18 protein-coding genes are annotated in these 19,335 nt (G+C 69.1%); 14 read left to right on the top strand and 4 right to left on the bottom strand.

Annotated elements, in window-relative coordinates; genetic code table 11:
• The 6 genes from MED01_RS33050 to MED01_RS33025 all read left to right on the top strand — a co-directional run bounded on the left by MED01_RS33050 (position 1) and on the right by MED01_RS33025 (position 6,960).
• Positions 1–564, top strand: coding sequence for an NADH-quinone oxidoreductase subunit J (locus tag MED01_RS33050; protein ID WP_238672377.1), 564 nt, complete (start codon positions 1–3; stop codon positions 562–564).
• Positions 561–863, top strand: coding sequence for an NADH-quinone oxidoreductase subunit NuoK (locus tag MED01_RS33045; protein ID WP_238672376.1), 303 nt, complete (start codon positions 561–563; stop codon positions 861–863). The genes MED01_RS33050 and MED01_RS33045 overlap by 4 nt, the downstream gene beginning before the upstream one ends.
• Positions 860–2,800 (top strand): proton-conducting transporter transmembrane domain-containing protein, encoded by a 1,941-nt coding sequence (locus MED01_RS33040; protein WP_238672375.1) that lies wholly within the window; start codon positions 860–862, stop codon positions 2,798–2,800. Before MED01_RS33045 ends, MED01_RS33040 begins: the two co-directional genes overlap by 4 nt.
• 4 nt (positions 2,801–2,804) lie before the next feature.
• The gene (locus tag MED01_RS33035; protein ID WP_238672374.1) at positions 2,805–4,295 is read left to right on the top strand and encodes a complex I subunit 4 family protein; all 1,491 of its coding nucleotides are present in this window, start codon (positions 2,805–2,807) and stop codon (positions 4,293–4,295) included.
• Between the two features lie 3 nt (positions 4,296–4,298).
• Positions 4,299–5,732, top strand: coding sequence for an NADH-quinone oxidoreductase subunit N (locus tag MED01_RS33030; RefSeq protein WP_238672373.1), 1,434 nt, complete (start codon positions 4,299–4,301; stop codon positions 5,730–5,732).
• 349 nt (positions 5,733–6,081) lie between these two features.
• Complete coding sequence (locus tag MED01_RS33025; RefSeq protein ID WP_238672372.1) at positions 6,082–6,960, top strand: peptidase M23; 879 nt, start codon at positions 6,082–6,084, stop codon at positions 6,958–6,960.
• A 160-nt stretch (positions 6,961–7,120) separates the two neighbouring features.
• Here the strand turns inward: MED01_RS33025 and MED01_RS33020 are convergent, their stop codons facing one another.
• Positions 7,121–8,698: a multicopper oxidase family protein gene (locus MED01_RS33020; protein WP_238672371.1), complete on the bottom strand. Its 1,578-nt coding sequence runs from the start codon at positions 8,696–8,698 to the stop codon at positions 7,121–7,123.
• Between the two features lie 266 nt (positions 8,699–8,964).
• Between MED01_RS33020 and MED01_RS33015 the strand changes: the two genes are divergently transcribed.
• Entirely contained in the window at positions 8,965–11,199 is a 2,235-nt protein-coding gene (locus tag MED01_RS33015; RefSeq protein ID WP_238672370.1) for a heavy metal translocating P-type ATPase, read from the top strand.
• A gap of 107 nt (positions 11,200–11,306) precedes the next feature.
• Here MED01_RS33015 and MED01_RS33010 read toward each other — a convergent pair whose 3' ends face one another.
• Positions 11,307–12,182, bottom strand: a complete 876-nt coding sequence (locus MED01_RS33010) for a F510_1955 family glycosylhydrolase (protein WP_238672369.1) — start codon at positions 12,180–12,182, stop codon at positions 11,307–11,309.
• A gap of 151 nt (positions 12,183–12,333) precedes the next feature.
• On the opposite strand from MED01_RS33010, the gene MED01_RS33005 reads away from it, so the two are divergent.
• From MED01_RS33005 to MED01_RS32990, 4 genes are all read left to right on the top strand, one after another.
• Complete coding sequence (locus MED01_RS33005; protein ID WP_238672368.1) at positions 12,334–12,786, top strand: DUF2752 domain-containing protein; 453 nt, start codon at positions 12,334–12,336, stop codon at positions 12,784–12,786.
• A gap of 74 nt (positions 12,787–12,860) precedes the next feature.
• A complete protein-coding gene (locus MED01_RS33000; protein WP_238672367.1) occupies positions 12,861–13,304 on the top strand; it encodes a DUF6153 family protein in 444 nt (147 codons plus the stop codon).
• Positions 13,305–13,390: 86 nt separating this feature from the next.
• Positions 13,391–14,059 (top strand): DUF305 domain-containing protein, encoded by a 669-nt coding sequence (locus MED01_RS32995; protein WP_238672366.1) that lies wholly within the window; start codon positions 13,391–13,393, stop codon positions 14,057–14,059.
• A 266-nt stretch (positions 14,060–14,325) separates the two neighbouring features.
• Positions 14,326–15,036 carry a C39 family peptidase gene (locus MED01_RS32990; RefSeq protein ID WP_238672365.1) on the top strand — a complete coding sequence of 237 codons (711 nt, stop codon included), beginning with the start codon at positions 14,326–14,328 and terminating at the stop codon, positions 15,034–15,036.
• A 139-nt stretch (positions 15,037–15,175) separates the two neighbouring features.
• Here the strand turns inward: MED01_RS32990 and MED01_RS32985 are convergent, their stop codons facing one another.
• Positions 15,176–15,751 carry a DUF305 domain-containing protein gene (locus MED01_RS32985; protein ID WP_238672364.1) on the bottom strand — a complete coding sequence of 192 codons (576 nt, stop codon included), beginning with the start codon at positions 15,749–15,751 and terminating at the stop codon, positions 15,176–15,178.
• A 264-nt stretch (positions 15,752–16,015) separates the two neighbouring features.
• Between MED01_RS32985 and MED01_RS32980 the strand changes: the two genes are divergently transcribed.
• Together MED01_RS32980 and MED01_RS32975 are read left to right on the top strand one after the other, a co-directional pair.
• Entirely contained in the window at positions 16,016–16,375 is a 360-nt protein-coding gene (locus MED01_RS32980) for a BlaI/MecI/CopY family transcriptional regulator (protein ID WP_238672363.1), read from the top strand.
• Complete coding sequence (locus tag MED01_RS32975; RefSeq protein ID WP_238672362.1) at positions 16,372–17,289, top strand: M56 family metallopeptidase; 918 nt, start codon at positions 16,372–16,374, stop codon at positions 17,287–17,289. Before MED01_RS32980 ends, MED01_RS32975 begins: the two co-directional genes overlap by 4 nt.
• Positions 17,290–17,593: 304 nt before the next feature.
• On the opposite strand, the gene MED01_RS32970 is transcribed toward MED01_RS32975, so the two are convergent.
• Positions 17,594–17,878, bottom strand: coding sequence for a heavy-metal-associated domain-containing protein (locus MED01_RS32970; protein ID WP_308193587.1), 285 nt, complete (start codon positions 17,876–17,878; stop codon positions 17,594–17,596).
• A 254-nt stretch (positions 17,879–18,132) separates the two neighbouring features.
• Here MED01_RS32970 and MED01_RS32965 point away from each other — a divergent pair, with 254 nt between their 5' ends.
• Positions 18,133–19,326, top strand: coding sequence for an MFS transporter (locus MED01_RS32965; protein WP_238672361.1), 1,194 nt, complete (start codon positions 18,133–18,135; stop codon positions 19,324–19,326).
• The last annotated feature ends 9 nt before the right edge of the window (positions 19,327–19,335 follow it).

The raw sequence follows: 19,335 nt of genomic DNA, 5'->3' as shown, positions 1-19,335 counted from the left end.
ATGATCACACACGTGGCGTTCTGGGCACTGGCGGTTATCGCGGTGCTCGCCGGGGCGGCCGTGTTCATCGTGAACTCGATGGCCCGAGCGAGCTACTCCCTCGCCGTCTCCTTCATCTGCGTGGGCCTGCAGGTACTGCTCCTACAGCAGAACTACGTCGGTGTGGTGACGATCCTCATGATGGTCATGGAGATGGCCATCATGGCCGTCTACATGGTCATGTTCATGGGCATGAACCCGGCGCTGATGCCGATGAGCATGGTCCACGACAAGCGCCACGCCCTGGCGGTGTCGATCGCAGTGTTCGTCCTGCTGGCTACGGGGGTTCTCCTCGAGCCCTGGCCGGCGCGCCGCGGAACGCCGCCGGACGACGTCACGGCGGCGTTGGGCGAAGAGCTGATGGGTCCCAAGATGTTGGTCATGGCCGCTGTCGGCGTGGTCATGGCAGTCACCATCGTCGCCGGTGTCGTGCTGGCCGCCCATCGCGGTCGCTACGACCGGTTCGGCGACGACCTGCGCCGTCGGCCCGCCCGCGATCCGCAACCAGGGGGTGTCGGACGGTGACCCTGCAGACCGTGTTGCTCGTGGCCGCGGCGCTGTTCAGCGTCGGTCTCTACGGCGCGCTGTCCCAGCAGGTGGTGGTCATGGTCATGATGGGCCTCGAGCTGATGCTCAACGGGCTCATCCTCGCCGCCGCCGGGTTCTGGTGGTTCCTCGCCCCGGACCCGTCGGGACAGGTGCTGTTGCTGGTCATCATCGTTGCGATGACCGTGGAGATGGCGGTGGGTTTCGCTGTGGCGACCGCGTTGCATCGGGTACGGCGCGTGGACATGACCGACATGGCCGCGGACCTGTCCCGATGACCACCCTCGGGCAGGCGGCGTTGTGGTCGCTTGTCGCCGTGCCGGCGGTGGCGGGGGCACTGCTGGCCCTGGGCCGGCGAGCCGAGCGGGCCGCCGCGCCGGCGTCGCTTGCCGTCGCCGCGGCGTCGGTGGTGCTGTCGCTGGTAGTTGCGGTCACGCAGCCGGCCGTGTCGGTGCCGTTCCTCGCAGGCGCTCGTTTCGAGCTAACCGTCGATGGGCTTGGCGCCGTCGTGCTGCCGATGCTGACGGTGGTCACTCTGCTCGTGCTGCTTGCCGCAGCGGGCGAGATTCACCGCTCTAAAGCCCGTTTCCACGGACTGATGCTGCTGTTCGCCGCTTCCGCAGCACTTACCGTCACCGCAGGCACATTGCCGACGCTGCTGTTCGCCTGGGAGATCATGGGTGCCGCTTCATACGCCCTGATCGGCTTCTGGTGGCGCGACGCCGACCGGGTGTCGGCCGGCCTGACCGCGTTCGTCACCACCCGCGCCGCAGACGTGGGCCTCTACCTCGCCGCTGGGGCGGCCCTCGCGGGCGGCGCCGGCCTGGCCCTGGCCGACCTACCCGCCAGCAGCCCCGGCTGGCGGCACCTGGCCGCCGCCGGGATCCTCGCCGCGGCGCTCGGTAAGGCCGCGCAGCTGCCGGTGTCGTTCTGGCTATCCCGGGCGATGGCTGGCCCAAGCCCGGTCAGCGCGCTGCTGCACTCGGCGGCGATGGTCGCCATGGGTGGCTACCTGCTGCTGCGAGTGCAACCGCTGCTCGCCGCGACCGGTTGGGCTGCTCCGACGACCATGTGGGTGGGCGCGGCGACCGCGCTGCTGCTCGGCGCGGTAGCGGTCGCCCAACGCGACCTCAAGCAACTTCTCGCCGCCTCCACCGCGGCCCAACTCGGATTCGTGGTGCTGGCCGCCGGTGCTGGCGCGGTTGCCGGCGGCGCCGCCCACATGGTCGCTCACGCCGCCACCAAGGCGCTGCTGTTCCTCGCCGCCGGGGCGTGGCTGAGCGCGCTAGGCACCAAGCAACTCGCCGGCCTGCGGGCAGTCGTGGCGCGGTGGCGGCTGGTCGGCTGGTCGGCCACCGTCGGCGCGCTCGCGCTGGCCGGGATTCCGCCGCTGTCGCTGTGGGCGACCAAGGACGTCATCCTCGCCCGGGCCCTCGACCAATCGCCGTGGCTCTACGCCGTGGGCCTGGCCGCGTCGGCGCTGTCGGCGGCCTACGCCGGGAAGATGCTCGTCATCATCTGGCGGCGGGTGCCCGCCGACGAGCAGGCCGACGTCGACGCACACCAGCACGGGGAGCAGAAGGGCAGCGGCCGGATCAGCGGGCTTGAGCAGGCGCCGCTGGTCGTGCTCGCGGTCGGCGCTGCCTACTCCGGGCTGCTGGCTCTCCCACCGCTTGGCGCGACGGTCTCGGCAGCAGTTGGACGTCCAGGAGAATTCCGTCTCTCGCTAATCGAGCTCGCGGTGTCGGGGGCGATCGCCCTCGCCATCGTCCTGGCGGTCGCTCGCCGCCCGGTCCCTGAACCGCGGTGGGCGCTGCGCTGGCTCGGGATGGAGACCGCGGCACAGGTCCTGGTTGTCCGGCCGACGCTGCGCTGCGCCGAGGCGCTGGCCCGCTTCGACGACCGGGTGCTGGACCGGGCCGTCACGGGCCTAGCCGGGGCGGTGCTGAAGCTGTCCCGCCAGGCCGGTCCCTTCGACGACCGGGTTCTCGACCGGGGCGTCGAGCTCGCCTCGACCGGGGTGGTACACGTCGCCCAGCGTGCCGCCCGGGTCGACGACCGTTGGCTCGACGGTGCCGTGGAGGCGCTCGCCGCCGGGATGCGCCGGCTGGGACAGCTCGCGCGTCGGCCGCAGAGCGGCCAGCTGTACCAGTACTACCAGCAGGCCGTGGTCGTGCTCGTCGTCGCTGTCGTCGTCCTCGTGGTGTTGGGGTGAACTGATGCTCAGTGTGATCGTCTTTTTGCCCCTGGTCGCCGCGGCGGCGCTGGTCGCCCTGCCGCGCCTGGGTGACAGGCTCGCACGCTGGGCCTGGGTCGCGGTGGCCGCCGTCGACCTCGCCCTGATTGTGATCCTCTGGGCGCGATACGACACCCCACCGGCCGGCGGGCTGGCCTTCGCCCAGCAGGTGGATTGGATCCCGGGCGTGAACAGCAGCTACCACATCGGAGTGGACGGCCTGTCACTACCGCTGGTGGCGATGACCGCGGTGATCTTCCTGGCCTGCGCGGTATACGCGCTTCGCGAGCGGCACCGGCCGCGAGGGCATGCCGCGCTGTTCCTGTTCCTGCAGACCGTCAGCCTCGGCCTGTTCGTGGCCGCCGACCTGATCCTGTTCTTCGTCTTCTTCGACCTGTCCATCGTCGGCATGTACTTCGTCATCGCCGGCTGGGGACATGGCAACCGCGCCCACTCGGCCCTGAAGTTCTTCCTGTACACCTTCCTCGGCTCGCTGGCACTGCTGGTCGGCTTCATCGGCCTCTACGTCGCCGCCGAACCGCACACCTTCGACATGCCGACGCTCGCCGCCGCCACCCCGCTGGCCGCCCGCCCCCTCGCCGGCGGGCTGGTGCTCGCCGCGATCCTGCTCGGCCTGGCGGTCAAGACACCCACCGTGCCGTTCCACACCTGGCTACCGCCCGCGCACACCGACGCACCGGCCGTCGGCTCCGCGGTCCTCGCCGGCGTGCTGCTGAAGATGGGCACCTACGGCTTCGTCCGCATCGCCATGCCGATGCTGCCCCAGGCGTGGCGCGCCTGGGCCTGGGTGATCATCGCCGTCGGGGTGGTGTCGGTCATCTACGGCGCCCTCGTGGCCCTCGCCCAGACCAACCTGAAACGGATGGTCGCCTACACGTCGGTCAACCACATGGGCTACATCGTCCTCGCCGTCGGTGTCGCCGGTCTGGTGGCCGGCGACACCATGCAGGCCCGGACGGTGGCGGTCACCGGCGCGGTCACCCAGATGGTCAGCCACGGACTGATCACCGCCGCGCTGTTCCTGCTCGCCGGGGTCCTGCGCGAGCGCGCGGGCACCGACGACATGCACGACTACGGCGGGCTCGCCGCTCCCGCACCCGTCTTCGCGACCCTCTTCGCCGTCGGTGCCTTCGCCGCCCTCGGCCTGCCCGCCTTCTCCGGGTTCATCGCCGAGTTTCAGATCTTCACCGGCAGCATCGCCGCCGCCCCCGCCACCGCCGTCGCCGTGCTCGGCATCCTCATCACCGCGGCGCTGTTCCTGCGCGCGTTGCAACGCGTCTTCACCGGCGAGACCCGCGGAAAGTCCATCGGCTTCACTGACCTGCGTGCCGGCGAGCGGTGGTCCATCGGGGCGCTGCTGCTGCTCTCACTCGTGATCGGTGTCCTGCCCCGCCCCCTGCTCCAGGTCATCGAACCTGCGGCACGCACCGTCGTCGGCCTGCTTGGGCGCTGAACAGTGGAAACGGAGATGATGCGGCCGGCGCTGCTGCTACCCGAGATGCTGCTCGCCGCAGGCGCCCTCGCGGCGCTGATCGGGGGCTCCTTCGTTGCCCGCGACCGGCAGTGGTTCATCCGCGCCTTCACCATCGCCGTGCTGGTGGCCACGATCGTGGCCGCGGCGATACAGCTGCGCGAACCGGCGACGAGCGCGTTCGACGACTCGTTCGCCGTTGACACCGCCACCGGATTCGCCCGCATCCTCGCCGCGACCGGCACCCTGCTCATCCTCGCGATCGCCGCCGACGAGATCTCCGGCAGCCCGAGGGAGAGCGAGACGTATGCCCTGCTGCTCTTCGCCACCGTCGGAGCGGTGCTGCTCGCCGGTGCCAACGACCTGCTCGTCCTGGCCGTCGGCTTCCTACTCGCCAGCATCCCGCTGTACGCGCTGATCGGTCTCGCCGCCACCGCCGCAGGCGCCGAGGCAGCCATGAAGACGTACCTGATGGGTGCGCTCTTCGGCATCCTGCTCCTGCTCGGCGTGACCATCCTGTCCGGGCTGGCCGGTACCACCGGATACACCGAGCTCGCCGAGCGGCTGCCCGACGCGCCCCGGGCCGTCGCCACCGTCGCAGTCGTCGCCCTGATCGCCGGCCTGATGTTCAAAGCCGGCGGCGTACCGGCTCACTTTTGGGTGCCCGACGCCGCCCAGGGCGCCACGGCTACGGCGGCGACGTTCCTGACCACCGTGCCCAAGATCGGCGCACTGGTCGCCGTCTACCGGCTCGCCACCGTGCTGCCCACGTCGACCTCGTGGCCGATCGTGGTGGCCGCCATCGCGGTGGCCAGCATGACCCTGGGCAACCTCGCCGCCTACTGGCAGTCCGACCCCCGCCGGCTGCTCGGCTGGTCTACGGTCAGCCAGGTCGGCTTCGCCCTCGTCCCCGTCGTGGCCGTCGACCGCAGTAATCTCGCGCTGCCCTCACTGCTGGTCTACCTCGCCGGTTACACGGTGACCAACATCGCCGCGTTCGCGGTCAGCGCGGCCCTGCCGCAGCATCGCGACCTCACCGACTACCGCGGCCTGGCCGCCCGACGCGGCGGCCTTGCCGCAGCCCTGCTGGTGGCGCTGCTCGGCCTCGTCGGCACCCCGCCCACGGCGGTGTTCGTCGGCAAGCTCACCACCGCGGCCGCCGCCTGGGACGGCGGGTACGCCTGGCTCGCCGTCGTGGTGTTCGTCAACACCGTGATCAGTCTCTTCTACTACCTGCGCTGGATCGTCCCGGCCTACCGCGACGCCGCGCTGGCGTCATCCGGCGGCGATCACTCCGCTCCGCCGCCCGAGCATCCGGCGAGGCGGTGGTCGGCGAGGCTCGCGGTGACAGGTGCCGCGCTCAGCCTCGTGGTGGGTGTCGCCGCAGGCCTGCTCTGGAACGTGGCGGCGGGCATCTGAGCATCGACCGTCGGTCTGGTAAACAGCGGGGAACCGGCGACGATCACCATTTGGAATCGGGATCGGATACGGGCGAATCGGCTGATCCACCCCGCCGTGGGTTCCAATAGGCGGATACGATATCACCTGAAAGGATGAGTTAGTGGATCACCTGGCGAGGGGCGTCCGTGCGCGCCGTTCGTGCCCTGCGCTGTCGGGCGGCAGCGGGCCGGGCGGTATGCCCGGATGGCGAGGGTCCCTACCGGCGCCGCCGGACTGGTGCGGAAGATCCCGTTGCGCGGAATGAAGTGTGAGCATCGCCACCTGATCACCCTGGGTGACCATGGTTTCTCCTGCCTAGCCTCGGCGGATGCGTAACGACGGCAACCCCGACAACCCGCGCGGCTTTGGCGGCGCGACTGACCGTTCGGACGATATCCCCTCCATCGAACAGCCAGCTAGCACGTTCCAGCCTCGACTCACGATTGGATGGCTGCGTACCCGCCTCGGCGGCCTCGGTAACCTCTTCACCGCCCGGCCGGGCCGGACCCGCATGGCGGTGGCGACCGGGGCCGTGTGCTGCCTCGGTCTCGTGGGCGTCACGTTCGTAGGCGCCGACCCCGCCGGGGAGTCACCCCGCCCGGACCAGCGTGCCGAGATCGCCCAGCGGGCCGAGGTCGACGCGGCCTCCCGCGGGCAGGCCCGCCATCCCGCCGCCCCGGTCACCTCAACCCCCACCCCGGAAAGCTCCCCGTCTACGACAACTCCCGTGCCCAAGCCGAAGGCGACGTCAAGGCCCAAGCCCAAGCGGATCGTTCCGGTCGCCGGCCTGGACCAGGCGCAGATGGACAACGCCAAGACGATCGTGCGTACCGGCCGCGAGATGGGCGTGCCGCGCCGCGGGCTGGTGATCGCGGTGGCTACCGCGATGCAGGAGAGCACCCTCTACAACTACGCCAGTGGCGTGCTGCCGGAGTCGCAGGACTACCCGTACCAGGCGATCGGCTGGGACCACGACTCTGTCGGGCTCTTCCAGCAGCGGCCCAGCACCGGTTGGGGCAGCGTGCGCGACCTGATGAAGCCGGAGTTCGCGACGCGCCAGTTCCTCACCGCTCTGCAGGCCATCCCCGGCTGGCAGGACCTTCCGCTGACCGTCGCGGCCCAGACCGTGCAGGTCTCGGCGTTCGGTTGGCTGTACGCCCAGCACGAGTGGCGGGCCACCGAGGTCGTGAACGCCGTCCTTTCCTGACCCCGAGCAACCGACGCCGCGCTCCTCGCGACCGCCTGCGGAGGGCTCGGCGTCGGCCTGCTCGTCGGTGGCCGGTCGGTAGAGCTCGTCGGTCGTTTCTTCCCCGTTCCGGCCTTGTCAACTGCCGCCAGTGGACGAACGCTCGCCGCAGCGGAGTGCCTCAGGTGCGGTAGGCGAGCGTGGCCATCATGCCCGCCTCCGCGTGGTAGGCGTTGTGGCAGTGCGCCATCCAAAGGCCGGGATTGCTGGCGTCGAAATCAACGCTCACGCTCTGCTGGGGAACGACAACGACGGTGTCCTTGCGGGCACCGCCGCCGGTAAGAGCAAAGGTGTGCCCGTGCAGATGCATCGGATGGAACATGTCGCTGCGGTTGATGAATTCCAGCCGCACGCGCTCTCCCTGCTCCACCGGCAGCGGGTCAGCGTCGTGGAAGGTCGCGCCGTTGATGGTCCACCGGTAGGGGCTCATCGATCCGTCGAGCTCCAACCGGTGCACCCGGTCCGGACGTCGGTCGACCAGCCGCACGCTGCCGGCTGCGTGCAGCGTTGCGGTGTCGAGCACCTGTCGTTCCAATTCGGGCACGCGGACAGCGGCAGGTGGTGTGGAACCCGAACCGGTTCGCACCAGAGCCAGACCTCGTCCGGTCTTGCCCTCCGCGTCGGCGATCAGCGGGAAAACCCCGTCGCCTAGCTCCACCATGACGTCGACGCGCTCACCCATGCCGAGCAGGAGGGCGTCCGTGTCCACCGGGTGGACCGGGAATCCGTCGGTGTGCGTGACGGTGAGCCGGTGTCCCGCGAGCGCCACCCGGTACGCGGTATCCGAGCCGGCGTTGATGATCCTCACCCGCGCCCGCTGGCCGGGTCGCGCACGGAAGACCCTCGGCGCCGCCGGGACTCGACCGTTGACCAGATGGTGCGGGTACGACACATCGCCAGCACCGCCGAGCAGGGGAGAGGTCATCATCTCCATTCCGCCCATGTCCCCGTGGCCAGCGGTACCCGGGCCGCCGTGGCCACTCGTGTCGGACCCCTCGTCGTGGTGCGAGGCGGGCTCGCCGCCTTCCCCGTGCGCGCCCGCGGGATCCATACCCTGCATGTCTGCATGGCCGCCCGTCTCGCGCAGGGCGGCGAGCACGTCATCGGGAGTGCGGCCGGTACCATCGATCCAGTCGTCGAGCACCACGATCCACTCGTGGTCGTACCGGCCGGCCTCCTGCGGGTCATCGACAATGAGGACGCCGTACAGCGCCCGGTCGAGCTGAACGCCGGAGTGCGGGTGGTAGAAGTACGTGCCAGGGTGGGGCAGGGTGAACTCGTAGGTATACCGGCAGCCCGGACGGATGGGTGGTTGAGTCAGACCGGGAACCCCGTCCATGTTGTTGGGCAGCGCGATCCCGTGCCAGTGAACGCTGGTATCCGTCGGCAAGCCGTTGACCAACTCCACCCGCAGCAGGTCGCCGGCGCGGGCCCGGATAAGTGGGCCGGGCAGATCGTCGGCGTATCCCCAGGTGGTTACCTGCGGTCCACCTAAGTCGACGGTGATGGGACGGGGGCGAAGCGTGGCCGTCACCCGGCTACGGGTGCCGCCTGTGTCTCCGCCACGGACGCGGTTCGTGCCCACCGCTCTCAATCCCGCTGGGAATGCCAGCCCACCGAAGACGTCACTGGTGCCGACGAGACCCACCGCGCTCGCGACGCCGGCCAGCAACCGGCGGCGGCTGATCTCCGGTTTCATGGCTGCTCCTCGACTGGGTCCGCTTGTCGGTGGACGGTCCCGCTATCCGCGGCCCTTCGTGGATTTTGTTCGCAATACGTGCCGCATGCGGGCTTTTTCGGGCACTGTTGCCCCTTCGAGTGGCCCAAGTGGCGCCCTGCACTTGTGCCGGTCGGGGCCGCCGGTCTGCGGTGGTGGCTTGCCGGCCATTGCGCGGCCGCATACCCGTCAGGGGTATTTGTCTTCTACCCCCGGGGGGTATATGGTGCTGGGCGGAGGTGGACGGCATGACTCGAGAACGCATGGCGCATCACGACGCGGCCCGTATCGATGAGGTGGGACGTGGCCAGCACAGCCACGGTCACGTGGACGCGACGCAGCGCAGCACGCGAACACCGCACCCGCGAGGCGGGCACCACGAACACGACTCGCCCCACTCCGCGTCATCCCAACAGGGCGCCAGCGGCGCCCACGGGCACCACGGCGGCCACGCCGGGCATGGGGGGCACGGAGGGCATGACAAGCACGCCGGACACGACCCGGAGCAGTTCCGCCGGAAATTCTGGCTCAGCCTCGCGCTGACGCTGCCGATCGTGGTGACCAGTCACATGGTGATGGACTGGTTCGGCTACTCCCTGGACTTTCCCGGCATGACTCTGGTCGGTCCGGTCCTCGGGTCGGTGGTCTTCCTCTACGGCGGGTGGCCGTTCCTGGTCGGTGGTTTCCACGAGGTCCGGGACCGGGCCCCGGGGATGATGTTGCTGATCACAATGGCGATCACGGTGGCGTACGGGGCGTCGCTGGCCACCAGCCTTGGCACGTTCGACCTGGACTTCTGGTGGGAGCTCGCCGCGCTGGTGACGATCATGCTGCTGGGCCACTGGCAGGAGATGAAGGCGATCGGCCAGGCGCAGGGCGCGCTCACGGCGCTGGCCGCGCTCCTGCCCGACGACGCCGAGCGGATCGACGACGACGGTGAGCTGCACCGCGTGCAGGCCGCCGAGCTGCGGGTGGGCGACCTGGTCCTGGTGCGCTCCGGTGCCCGGGTGCCGGCCGATGGCCGGATCATCGACGGCTCGGCCGAGCTGGACGAGTCGATGATCACGGGGGAGTCCCGACCGGTCTCGCGTGGTGTCGGAGACCGGGTGGTGGCCGGCACCGTGGCGACAGATTCCGCCCTGCGGGTACGGGTCGACGCGGTCGGCGATGACACGGCTTTGGCCGGCATCGGGCGGCTCGTCGCCCAGGCGCAGGCGTCCAACGGCCGCGCCCAAGTGCTCGCCGACCGGTTCGCCGCAATGCTCTTCTACGTCGCCGCTGCCGCCGCGCTGGTCACGTTCGGCGCCTGGTGGGCGCTGGGTGACCTCGACCAGGCGGTCGTCCGGACCGTGACGGTCCTCGTGATTGCCTGCCCGCACGCCCTCGGGCTGGCCATTCCGCTGGTGATCGCGCTGTCCACCGCCGTGTCGGCCAAGGCGGGCATCCTGGTCAAGGACCGCCTCGCCCTGGAGCGGATGCGCACCGTCGACGCGGTGCTGTTCGACAAGACCGGCACCTTGACCAAGGGTGCGCACACTGTCACCGCCACGGCCGCCGCGACCGGTGTCACCGATGATGAGGTGCTGCGCATCGCCGGTGCGGTCGAGGCCGACAGTGAGCACCCCCTCGCCAAGGCGCTGGTGGGCGTCGCGCAGGAGCGGGGACTGGAGGCGAGGGCCAGCGACTTCCGGTCGCTGACCGGCCGAGGTGTGCAGGCTGTCGTCGACGGCACCAGCTATGCGGTGGGCGGTCCGGCTCTGCTGCGGGAACTGGCGGCCAGGGTGCCCGACGAGCTGGTTCGGGTCGCGCAGGTCTGGTCGGCGCGCGGGGCTGCCGTGCTGCACTTGGTCCGACTGCCCGACGGCGGGCAGGCGGAGGCGGTGGGGGCGTTCGCCCTGGAGGACGAGATCCGTCCCGAGGCCCGCGAGGCCATCGCAGAGCTGCGGGAGCAGGGCGTGCGGAAGATCGTGATGATTACCGGAGACGCTCGGCCGGTCGCCGAGGCCGTCGCCGCGGACCTGGGATTCCGTCCCGGCGTCGACGAGGTCTTCGCCGAGGTGCTGCCCGCCGACAAAGACCGAGCGGTCGCCGACCTGCAGGCCCGAGGGCTGACAGTGGCGATGGTTGGGGACGGCGTGAACGACGCCCCGGCCCTGGCGCGCGCCGACGTCGGGCTCGCCATCGGCGCCGGCACCGATGTGGCGATCGAGTCCGCCGGTGTCATCCTCGCCTCGTCCGATCCGCGCGGCGTCACCGGTGTGATCCGCCTGTCCCGGGCGTCGTACCGGAAGATGACTCAGAACCTGGTGTGGGCGGCCGGTTACAACGTCGTGGCGATCCCGCTCGCCGCCGGCGTCCTCGCCTGGGCCGGAATCAGCCTCAGCCCGGCCGTCGGCGCGGTGCTGATGTCCGTCTCCACGATCGTGGTGGCGCTCAACGCCCAGTTGCTGCGGCGAGTCCGCCTGACTGCGCAGGGGCGATAGGCATGTGGTGGCGGCCCGAGATGGGTCGCCACCACATCGCTGCCGGCCTCATCATGGACCGGACTTCCGTACGCGGTCGGCGGGGAATGGCAGGGGGCGGGCGAGGATCACGACAGCGATGTCTGCATGGGTTGCCATGTCGCACCCGCGTCCCCGCTGCGTAGTACTCGACCATCACGTGTGGCGACGAAGAGCAGGTCACCGTGGGTGGTGAAGGCGGCCGGCGCATCGGGAACGTGACCCCCGGTGCCCGACCAACTCACGGCTGCGTCATGGGACACGAGGATCTGGCCGTCTGCCGCAATTCCCAGCAGCCGGTCGCGGCCGGCCCAGTGCAACAGCACGAAGGCCCGTCCTCCGGCGGCCGCCCAGGTGCGCCCCCCGTCGACCGAACGTTGCAGGCCCTGCTCCGCTGTGGCCAGAAGGCTGTCAGGCTGTCCGGGTTCGACCGCCAGGTCATACGCCTCGATCCTGGACCGGGCCTGCCAGGTGACCCGGTCAGTGCTTGCCAGCAGGGAGCCAGTGCTGGAATCGACGCCGTAGGTGACCCCGTCGGCGCTCCGAAGGGCGTGGAAGTCTGCCCTCCCGGCGAGCGACACCGATCGCCAGGTGCGCCCACCATCGGTGCTTTCGATCAGGCCCAGATGCGTCGGTCCGGCTTCCCCGGGCGCGGGATGTCCCGAGGCGAGGAAGTGGTCCGGTCCGATCACCGTGAAGCCCATCGTGTCCTGCCGACCATCACCGACGTGGGCGGCCCCGCTATCAGAGACGCGAACGACTCCGTGGTGAGTGGCGACGTAGAGCTGTTGGTCCGACGGGTTCACGGCCATGCCGTGCACGTGACTCAGAGCGCTTGCGGTCGAGACGTCAGAGCTGCGAGATGCGTCATCCCAGTTCACGAACGCGATGACGGCCGCGATCAGCAGAGCGACACCAAGCGCCGTGCCCGCCCACGTCATTCGGTTGGACCGTTCGCCGGGCACCTGGCCTCCTCCTGTGTGACCCCGCGAACCGGGGCTCTGCGATGGCGCCAATCTACTATGAGATGTTAGTAGTATTGGCGGTCGGCCCGGCACGCCGCTTGGGGCGGAGCGGGTCAGGTAGCGAACCCAGCGATTGTGAGGTGATGGGCGGATGCGACAGGTGGCCACGCTTGCGGACCGTGCGGCGCAACGATGGGCGACCCTCGGTGCCGCCGCTGCTGTACTCGCCGCTGGCGGCTTCGTCTCTCGCTTCAACCCGACCGATGGTGTTGCTGACCCCACCGGTCCCTGCCTGTGGCATTCGTTGACCGGGATCAACGGACCAGGCTGCGGCGGAACCCGGATGTTCTATTACCTCCTTCACGGCGACCTGGTGCAGGCGGCGCGCCATCACCTCGCCGCGCTGGTTGCGGTCCCGTTCCTCGTGTATCTCGGCCTGCGGTGGGCGGCCGCGGTGTGGTTCGGACGTGAGCTTCCCGCGCTACGGTTGTCGCCGCGCGTGTACGGGACGTACGTCGTGGCTTTCGTGCTCTACAGCACGGTGTTGCGTAATCTTCCGTGGCCGCCGTTCGCGTGGTTCGACATCGCGAACCTGACTCCCTGACAAGGCGCCACAGCAAGCTGCTGCGAATGCTTGTGACGCGACAACCGTAGCCAGACCTACTACCGTGGATCGGGATGAACAGGACGACAGTGATGAAGCCGGCGGCAGGCCGTTTCAGCCTGCCGCAGTTGATGCTGTTCGTCCTCCTCGCGCTGGGCGTCGCTAGCATGCACACCCTTGGTCACGTCGGTGATACGGGTCATCACCCTGCCCCCGCTGTCGCGGCCGACGGCAACGATGGCATGGTCGTGCAGCCCCATCTGGGAGCCGATCAACGCAGGGCGGGATCTGACGCCGGCGAGACACCGGGGCATGGACTGAACCTCGACCTGTTAGCGGTATGCCTGGCCGTGCTGGGCGCGGTGGGCATCATGCTCTGGGCGGCGCGCATAAGCCGTTTGCGTCGCAGCCCTGCCCGACTCCTGCGCAACGTGTGGACCACCCCTGCCGTGGGTCGCGGACCACCCACCGTGCCTATCAGATTGAGGTTGGCTGTCGTTTCGGTGTCCCGAACGTAGGAATCGTCCGGGTCAGGCCGAGCTGGCCTGCAACCCGACCCGCCTCCTACCGAAATCAGATACCGAGCGAGAAGGATCTTTACCTGATGAAGCGCACCACTCTGCGGCGCACCGTTCTGGCCGGCGCGGCACTGTCCGCCCTACTCGTCACCGCGGCCTGCGGCGGCAACGACATGGGCATGGACCACGGCAGCGGCAGCCCGGCGGTCAGCTCCTCGTCCTCCGACAGCGCCGCCTTCAACGACGCGGATGTCATGTTCGCGCAGATGATGATCCCGCACCACGAGCAGGCAGTCGGGATGGCGGACCTGGCGTCCACGCGGGCCAGCGACCCGGAGCTGAAGGACCTAGCCGCGAAGATCAAGGCGGCACAGGATCCGGAGATCAGCACGATGAAGGGCTGGCTGACGGCCTGGGGTAAGCCGACCGCGGCACCGGCCGACCACAGCATGCCGGCCATGAGTTCCGCTCCCGGGCACAACATGTCCGACATGAGCTCTCCCACCCCCGGCGCGTCTGGTATGCCGGGCATGATGTCTGACCAGGAAATGGCGGATCTCAAGGCAGCTCAAGGCACCGAGTTCGACAAGATGTTCGCCCAAATGATGATCGCCCACCACAACGGCGCGATCGACATGGCCAAGACCGAACAGGCCCAGGGCAGCAACCCCGACGCCAAAGCCCTGGCAACGCAGATCGCCTCGGACCAGGCAACCGAGGTGCAGACCCTGCAGAAGATCCTCAACCGCCTGTAATCACACAGCCAGTAGCGCTGGCCGGGCCCGACTGATCGGGCCCGGCCAGCGCGTCCTGTCGAGCAACCGAAGTCACAGATCCTCGGTGCCCGCGTCGAACCAGCCCGCCCGGAATGCCCGAGCCTCAGCCGCAGTTGTGTTTCCCAACGCCGGAGCCCGACGCCCGGCGTTAGGTTCTCCGGCGCGTAAGCGCGTGCCAACCCGAACCCCGAGACGAACAGACGCAGCCACCGGTCGCTCTGTTCACCCCGAGGAAAGGCGAAGCAATGAACAACCTCGTACGGTGGCTTCCCGCCATCACCAACACCGGTTCCTACGTTCGCGGAACCGTTGCCAGGAGCGCGCTCGGCGTCGCCGGTCTCGCGTGCCTCAGCGCTGTCGCGGTCGGCCCCGCCGCCGCTGCACAGGCCGTCCCCTCCTCGGCGGCAGGACCCGCCGCTGCCGCACAACAGGCGGACCAGCGCTCCACGAAGAGCCTGGAGGACTACACCTTCCAGGCGCAGCCGAACATCTACTACTGCGGACCGGCGTCAACCCGGATCGCCCTGAGCGCCAAGGGCGAGATCAAGAGCCAGGACGACCTGGCGGGCAAGCTCGGCACGACCGTTGCTGGCACCGCCTCCGCGTTCGACATCACCCGCGTCCTCAACAGTGAACTGGGCAAGGACGTCTACAAGACCGGTGAGATCCCGACCGACACGGCCCGCCCCGAGGAGGTGCAGCGGCTGAGAACCGACCTGCGCAAGGCGATCGACGAGGACCGTATCCCGGTGGTGAACGTCATCGGTTCCGCCGTTGACGCCGACAACGTCCAGCGGTCGTTTCCCGTCGGGCACTACCTCACGGTCGTCGGTTACCAAGACGACGGCGACATGGTGAAGCTCGCCGACCCGTGGCAGCCGGTGGGCGACGGCACCTACTGGATCCAGGTCGACGAACTGGCGAACTGGGCCGCTTCCCGCGGCTACTCCGCCTGACCATTTCACGACAGGCGGTCCTCGACGTTCAGTCGAGGGCCGCCTGTCCCCGATCCAGACAGTGCCGCGGCCAAAGGCCGTCGGTCCTCGCCAGAGACGAACTAAGGACCTCCGCACAGCTGCCCTGGGCGGTGTGAAGCTAGCCCAACTGCGCTCGCAGGTTGTTCATCTCAGTGACATCTTGAAGCTGTTGGTCCCGGATTTGGCTAGCGAGGTCGCGAGCCCGGGTGTCCGCAGAGTCCCGCTGAAGGTCCGACATCATGATCGCTGACATGTGGTGGCTGCTGAAAGTGTCGAGCCACTTGCGGTCGAACTCCGTGCCGGAGAGCTGTTGCAGCTCGGCCATCTCCTGCTCATTGAACTTCGCCAGCGGTGCTTCTGGCGGTTGAGGGCTCATGCTTCCGCTCTGCGCGATGCTCTGCAGCTGAGGCAGCTGCGCCTGCTGGTTCTGCTGCGCGCGTTGCGCTACGGCTCGCACTCCGTCGTTGGTCGACTTGTCCAGCGCCATCTGCGCCAGTTCGATCCCATCCTGGTGATGTGACGCCATCATCGCGGCGAACATGGCTGCTTCATGCGGAGTTCCGGAGGGGCTGGGACTCGCAACGGCGGCGGGTACGGTGGCCGAACCTGCCTCAACGCTGCCGACAGCGACGACGGGAAGCGACAACCCCGCCAGCGACGCGGCAAGGATGATGCCTGATCGTGTACGTCTCATTGGTCCCCCTGGTGCCTGTTGGCCTGGTCAGGCGAGCAGTCTGTGCTCGGGCACGGCCGTCAGTCGTGCGGGCCGCGCTTACCCCCGGACGGTCGCCCCTAACGCCTGGCATGGGCGTGGCGCCACACATCCGCAGCCACCGGTCACCCGCTGGTGGGCTGGGGGGCGCGATGCGATCGGCGTTTCTGCCAAGCGGACCCTGCGGGCAGTCCCGCCCTTGCGCGGTGTGGGCGTAGGCTGGCGCGGACGTGGGAGGGGTGTTCGGTGAACGGGTTAGGCGAGCTGGAAGCCACCGTCATGGACGTGCTGTGGCAGTCAGGCGAGCCGTTGCGGGTGCGGGAAGTCCTTGATCGATTGACCGGACGAACCCTGGCTTACACCACCGTGATGACGGTGCTGGACAACCTGCACCGCAAGCAGTGGGTCCTGCGTGACAAGAGCGGCAAGGCCTATGAGTACCGACCGGCCGGCAGCCGGGAGGAACTCGTGGCACGCACACTGCGCCGCATGCTGGAAACCAGCCGCCAGCCGGACGTCGTGCTGTTGCACTTCGCTCGTTCCGCGTCCGAGCGGGAACTGGCGGTGCTGCAGCAGGTACTCGATGAAAGGTCGAAGAGGCAGTGAACGCGGGTGTCGCGCTCCTTGTCGGGGCGCTCGTCGTTGCCTGGCTGGCGCCGCCGCTGCTGGAATGTGTCACCGGTCGCCAGGATCCCTTCGCGGTGCTCTTGTCCTGGTGCGGTGCGATCGTCGCCGTCATCGGCTCCTTCGCCCTCGGCGTGGTGCTGCTCCTCGTACCCCGCGCAGGTGCGCAGGGATGGACCGAGACCCTTGCGCATCACTGCTGGGTTGCCATGCGTCACGGGCATCTGCCCGCACAGCATGAGCTGGTAGGAGCCCTTGGCGCCCTGACAGCTGGTGTGCTCATCACGCGCACGGTCGTCTCCGCGGTGCGTCAGCGCCGCGCCCAGCGCGCGTCCCATCAGGCTCATCGAGATCTTCTGGCTCTACTGGGTGGCCCGCCCACGGCGCTTGCGCGATCCGTGCTGAGCGTGCCACACACCACCCCCATCGCCTACAGCATCGGCGGCCGTGACGGCCTGGTCGTGCTTTCCACCGGTGTCCAGCAGCTACCACCGGCGCAACGTGCGGCGGTCCTGTCTCACGAGCGGGCTCACCTTCGTGGACGCCACCACCTGCTCGTCGCCGCCGCCGAGATCCTTGCGGCAGCCATACCGTGGGTGCCCATCACCCGTCAGGCGCCCCGCGCGGTTCGGGTCCTGGTGGAACTGTGCGCCGACGCGGACGCGGTTCGCGCGTGCGGCGCCTCCGCTGTCCGTGGTGCCCTGATCGCCCTCGCGGGATCACCCAGTCCCGCGGGCACCCTGTCGATGGCAGGCGCGGATGTTCCGCTGCGGCTACACCACCTTCGGGAAGACCGTTGCACTCACAAAGTGCCGTCGCGCCTGTTGCTCCCACTGGCGGCGACCGCCGCGCCGGCCTTCATCGGCCTCCTCGCGGTCCTCACGTTCTGCCCGTGAGCATTGCCCGCGGCGTCACTGGGTCGGTCTCGCAATCACCTCGGACGTCCCCACAAGCGCCATCATGCAGGGGCCTGGGGCCCGGATAAGCTCAGGCAGCCAACATCGCGCGCGTAGCCGTGTGGTTGTCCCGGCCTAGTTCGGGCATGCAGGTCCCTATCCCGTGCCCGTCCACACGCGCGGACAAGCTCACTCCAGCTCGGCCTCGCGCTGCCGGCAAACGCCAGATCCAGCACGAGGGCGTAGAGCGTCGTGGGCGGCCGCGCCCCTCCGTTATGCCGGGCGGGCGCGGCCGATCCTGCGGTCAGCTCACGAGTTGGTAACCGGCCTTCTCGACGGCCGCGCGGACGTTGGCGATCGCCAGCGGGGTGTGACTGGTGACCGTAACCCCGCTGGCGGCCACGTCGATCTCGACGCTGGTGACGCCCTCAACGGTGCTCAGCTCCCGGCGCACGTTGCTGGCGCAACCGGTGCAGGTCATCCCCGACACGGTGTAGGTGACCTGCACGCCGCCGACGGTGTCGACGGTGGCCGGTGCGTTGTCGGCGGTCGCGGTGGCGCAGCCGCAACTGGATCCGCTGGTGCACATGGCTCTCTCCTGTCCGAGAACGTGGGGCGCCGGCTTACCGCCGCGATGCGGGCAGCTTGGTGGCCGTTGAGCCGCAAGACGACGCCCTCTGACGAACGATGAATATACCCATAGGGGGTACGGGAATCAACCAGATGCGTGGGATGCGGCGAAACGCGAGTCCGTGAACAGTTGACGCTTGACATGGAATACCCCCAGGGGGTAGACCTTCACCGCGTACCCATACCCCCCAGGGGCATGAAGGAGTGGTGGAGATGTCACACGGATCCAAGCGTTGGTGGGGCCTCGGGCTCATCGCGCTCGCCCAGTTCATGGTCATCATGGACACCTCGATCATCGGCGTCGCCTTACCGCGCATGCAGGACGATCTCGGCTTCTCGCCGGAGAACCTGTCGTGGGTGTTCAACGCCTACGTCGTAGCCTTCGGTGGCCTGCTGTTGCTCGGCGGCCGGCTGTCGGACCTGTTCGGCGCGCGGCGCATGTTCACGGCCGGCTGGCTGATCCTGTTGGTCGGGTCGGCAGCCGCAGGGCTGGCCGACAGCGTCGCGGTGGAGCTGGCCGCCCGTGCCACCCAGGGTGTTGGCGCCGCCCTGATCGCACCGTCGGCGCTGACGATGCTGATGATGCTCTTCGGCGCCCAGCCCCGAGAGCTCACCAAGGCGCTTGCGCTCTACGGTGCGGCCGCGCCGGCGGGCGGCACCGCGGGCGTCTTCCTCGGCGGGGTCATCACCGAGTACCTGAGCTGGCAGTGGGTGTTCTACATCAACATTCCGATCGCCCTGATCGCGGTGCTCGCCGCCCCGGCGCTCATGCCCGCCGGCGGCGCCCGCCGCGGCTCGCTTGACATCGCTGGGGCGCTCACCGTCACCGCTGGTCTCGGCGCCACCGTTTATGCGATCGTCCGGGCGCCCGAGGTCGGGTGGACCTCCGGGCAGACGTGGCTGGTCCTCGCCGGCGCGGTCGCCGCGTTGGTGGCGTTCGTGGCCATCCAGGCCGCCCGCCGGCAGCCGCTGATGCGGCTGTCAATCTTCCGTGTCCCGAACCTCGCCGCCGCAAATGTGGCGCAACTCCTGCTGGGCGCGGCGTGGATTCCGATGTGGTTCTATCTCAACCTCTACCTGCAGCAGGTGCTTGGCTACAGCGCCTTCCCCAGCGGTGCGGCGCTGCTTCCCATGACCATCCTCATCATGGTCGGGATGATCGCTCTGGCACCGCGGGCCATCAACCGGTTCGGCCCGAAGCCGATGGTGATTGCCGGCCTGGCGGTACTGGCCATCGGGCTCGGGTGGCTCGCCCTCGTTCGCGCCGACGGTAGCTACGTGGTGGACGTCCTGCCCGCCTCACTGGTCGCGGCGTTGGGTATGTCGTTGGCGTTCATCCCGTCGCTCGGCACGGCGATCTCCAGCGCGCCGCCCCAGGAGGGTGGCCTCGCCTCAGTGCGTGTTTGACAAGGTCGA

It is taken from the genome of Micromonospora alfalfae, assembly GCF_022230925.1.
Taxonomy (GTDB): Bacteria; Actinomycetota; Actinomycetes; order Mycobacteriales; family Micromonosporaceae; genus Micromonospora; species Micromonospora alfalfae.
This window is presented reverse-complemented; position numbering and strand designations above follow the sequence as displayed.

Coding starts and splice junctions, on each gene's coding strand:
- MED01_RS32985 (WP_238672364.1), bottom strand. CDS start 15,751: ATGAGACGTACACGATCAGGCATCATCCTTGCCGCGTCGCTGGCGGGG.
- MED01_RS33035 (WP_238672374.1), top strand. CDS start 2,805: ATGCTCAGTGTGATCGTCTTTTTGCCCCTGGTCGCCGCGGCGGCGCTG.
- MED01_RS33015 (WP_238672370.1), top strand. CDS start 8,965: ATGACTCGAGAACGCATGGCGCATCACGACGCGGCCCGTATCGATGAG.
- MED01_RS32990 (WP_238672365.1), top strand. CDS start 14,326: ATGAACAACCTCGTACGGTGGCTTCCCGCCATCACCAACACCGGTTCC.
- MED01_RS32970 (WP_308193587.1), bottom strand. CDS start 17,878: ATGTGCACCAGCGGATCCAGTTGCGGCTGCGCCACCGCGACCGCCGAC.
- MED01_RS33040 (WP_238672375.1), top strand. CDS start 860: ATGACCACCCTCGGGCAGGCGGCGTTGTGGTCGCTTGTCGCCGTGCCG.
- MED01_RS33000 (WP_238672367.1), top strand. CDS start 12,861: ATGAACAGGACGACAGTGATGAAGCCGGCGGCAGGCCGTTTCAGCCTG.
- MED01_RS33050 (WP_238672377.1), top strand. CDS start 1: ATGATCACACACGTGGCGTTCTGGGCACTGGCGGTTATCGCGGTGCTC.
- MED01_RS33020 (WP_238672371.1), bottom strand. CDS start 8,698: ATGAAACCGGAGATCAGCCGCCGCCGGTTGCTGGCCGGCGTCGCGAGC.
- MED01_RS33025 (WP_238672372.1), top strand. CDS start 6,082: ATGCGTAACGACGGCAACCCCGACAACCCGCGCGGCTTTGGCGGCGCG.
- MED01_RS32995 (WP_238672366.1), top strand. CDS start 13,391: ATGAAGCGCACCACTCTGCGGCGCACCGTTCTGGCCGGCGCGGCACTG.
- MED01_RS33005 (WP_238672368.1), top strand. CDS start 12,334: ATGCGACAGGTGGCCACGCTTGCGGACCGTGCGGCGCAACGATGGGCG.
- MED01_RS32965 (WP_238672361.1), top strand. CDS start 18,133: ATGTCACACGGATCCAAGCGTTGGTGGGGCCTCGGGCTCATCGCGCTC.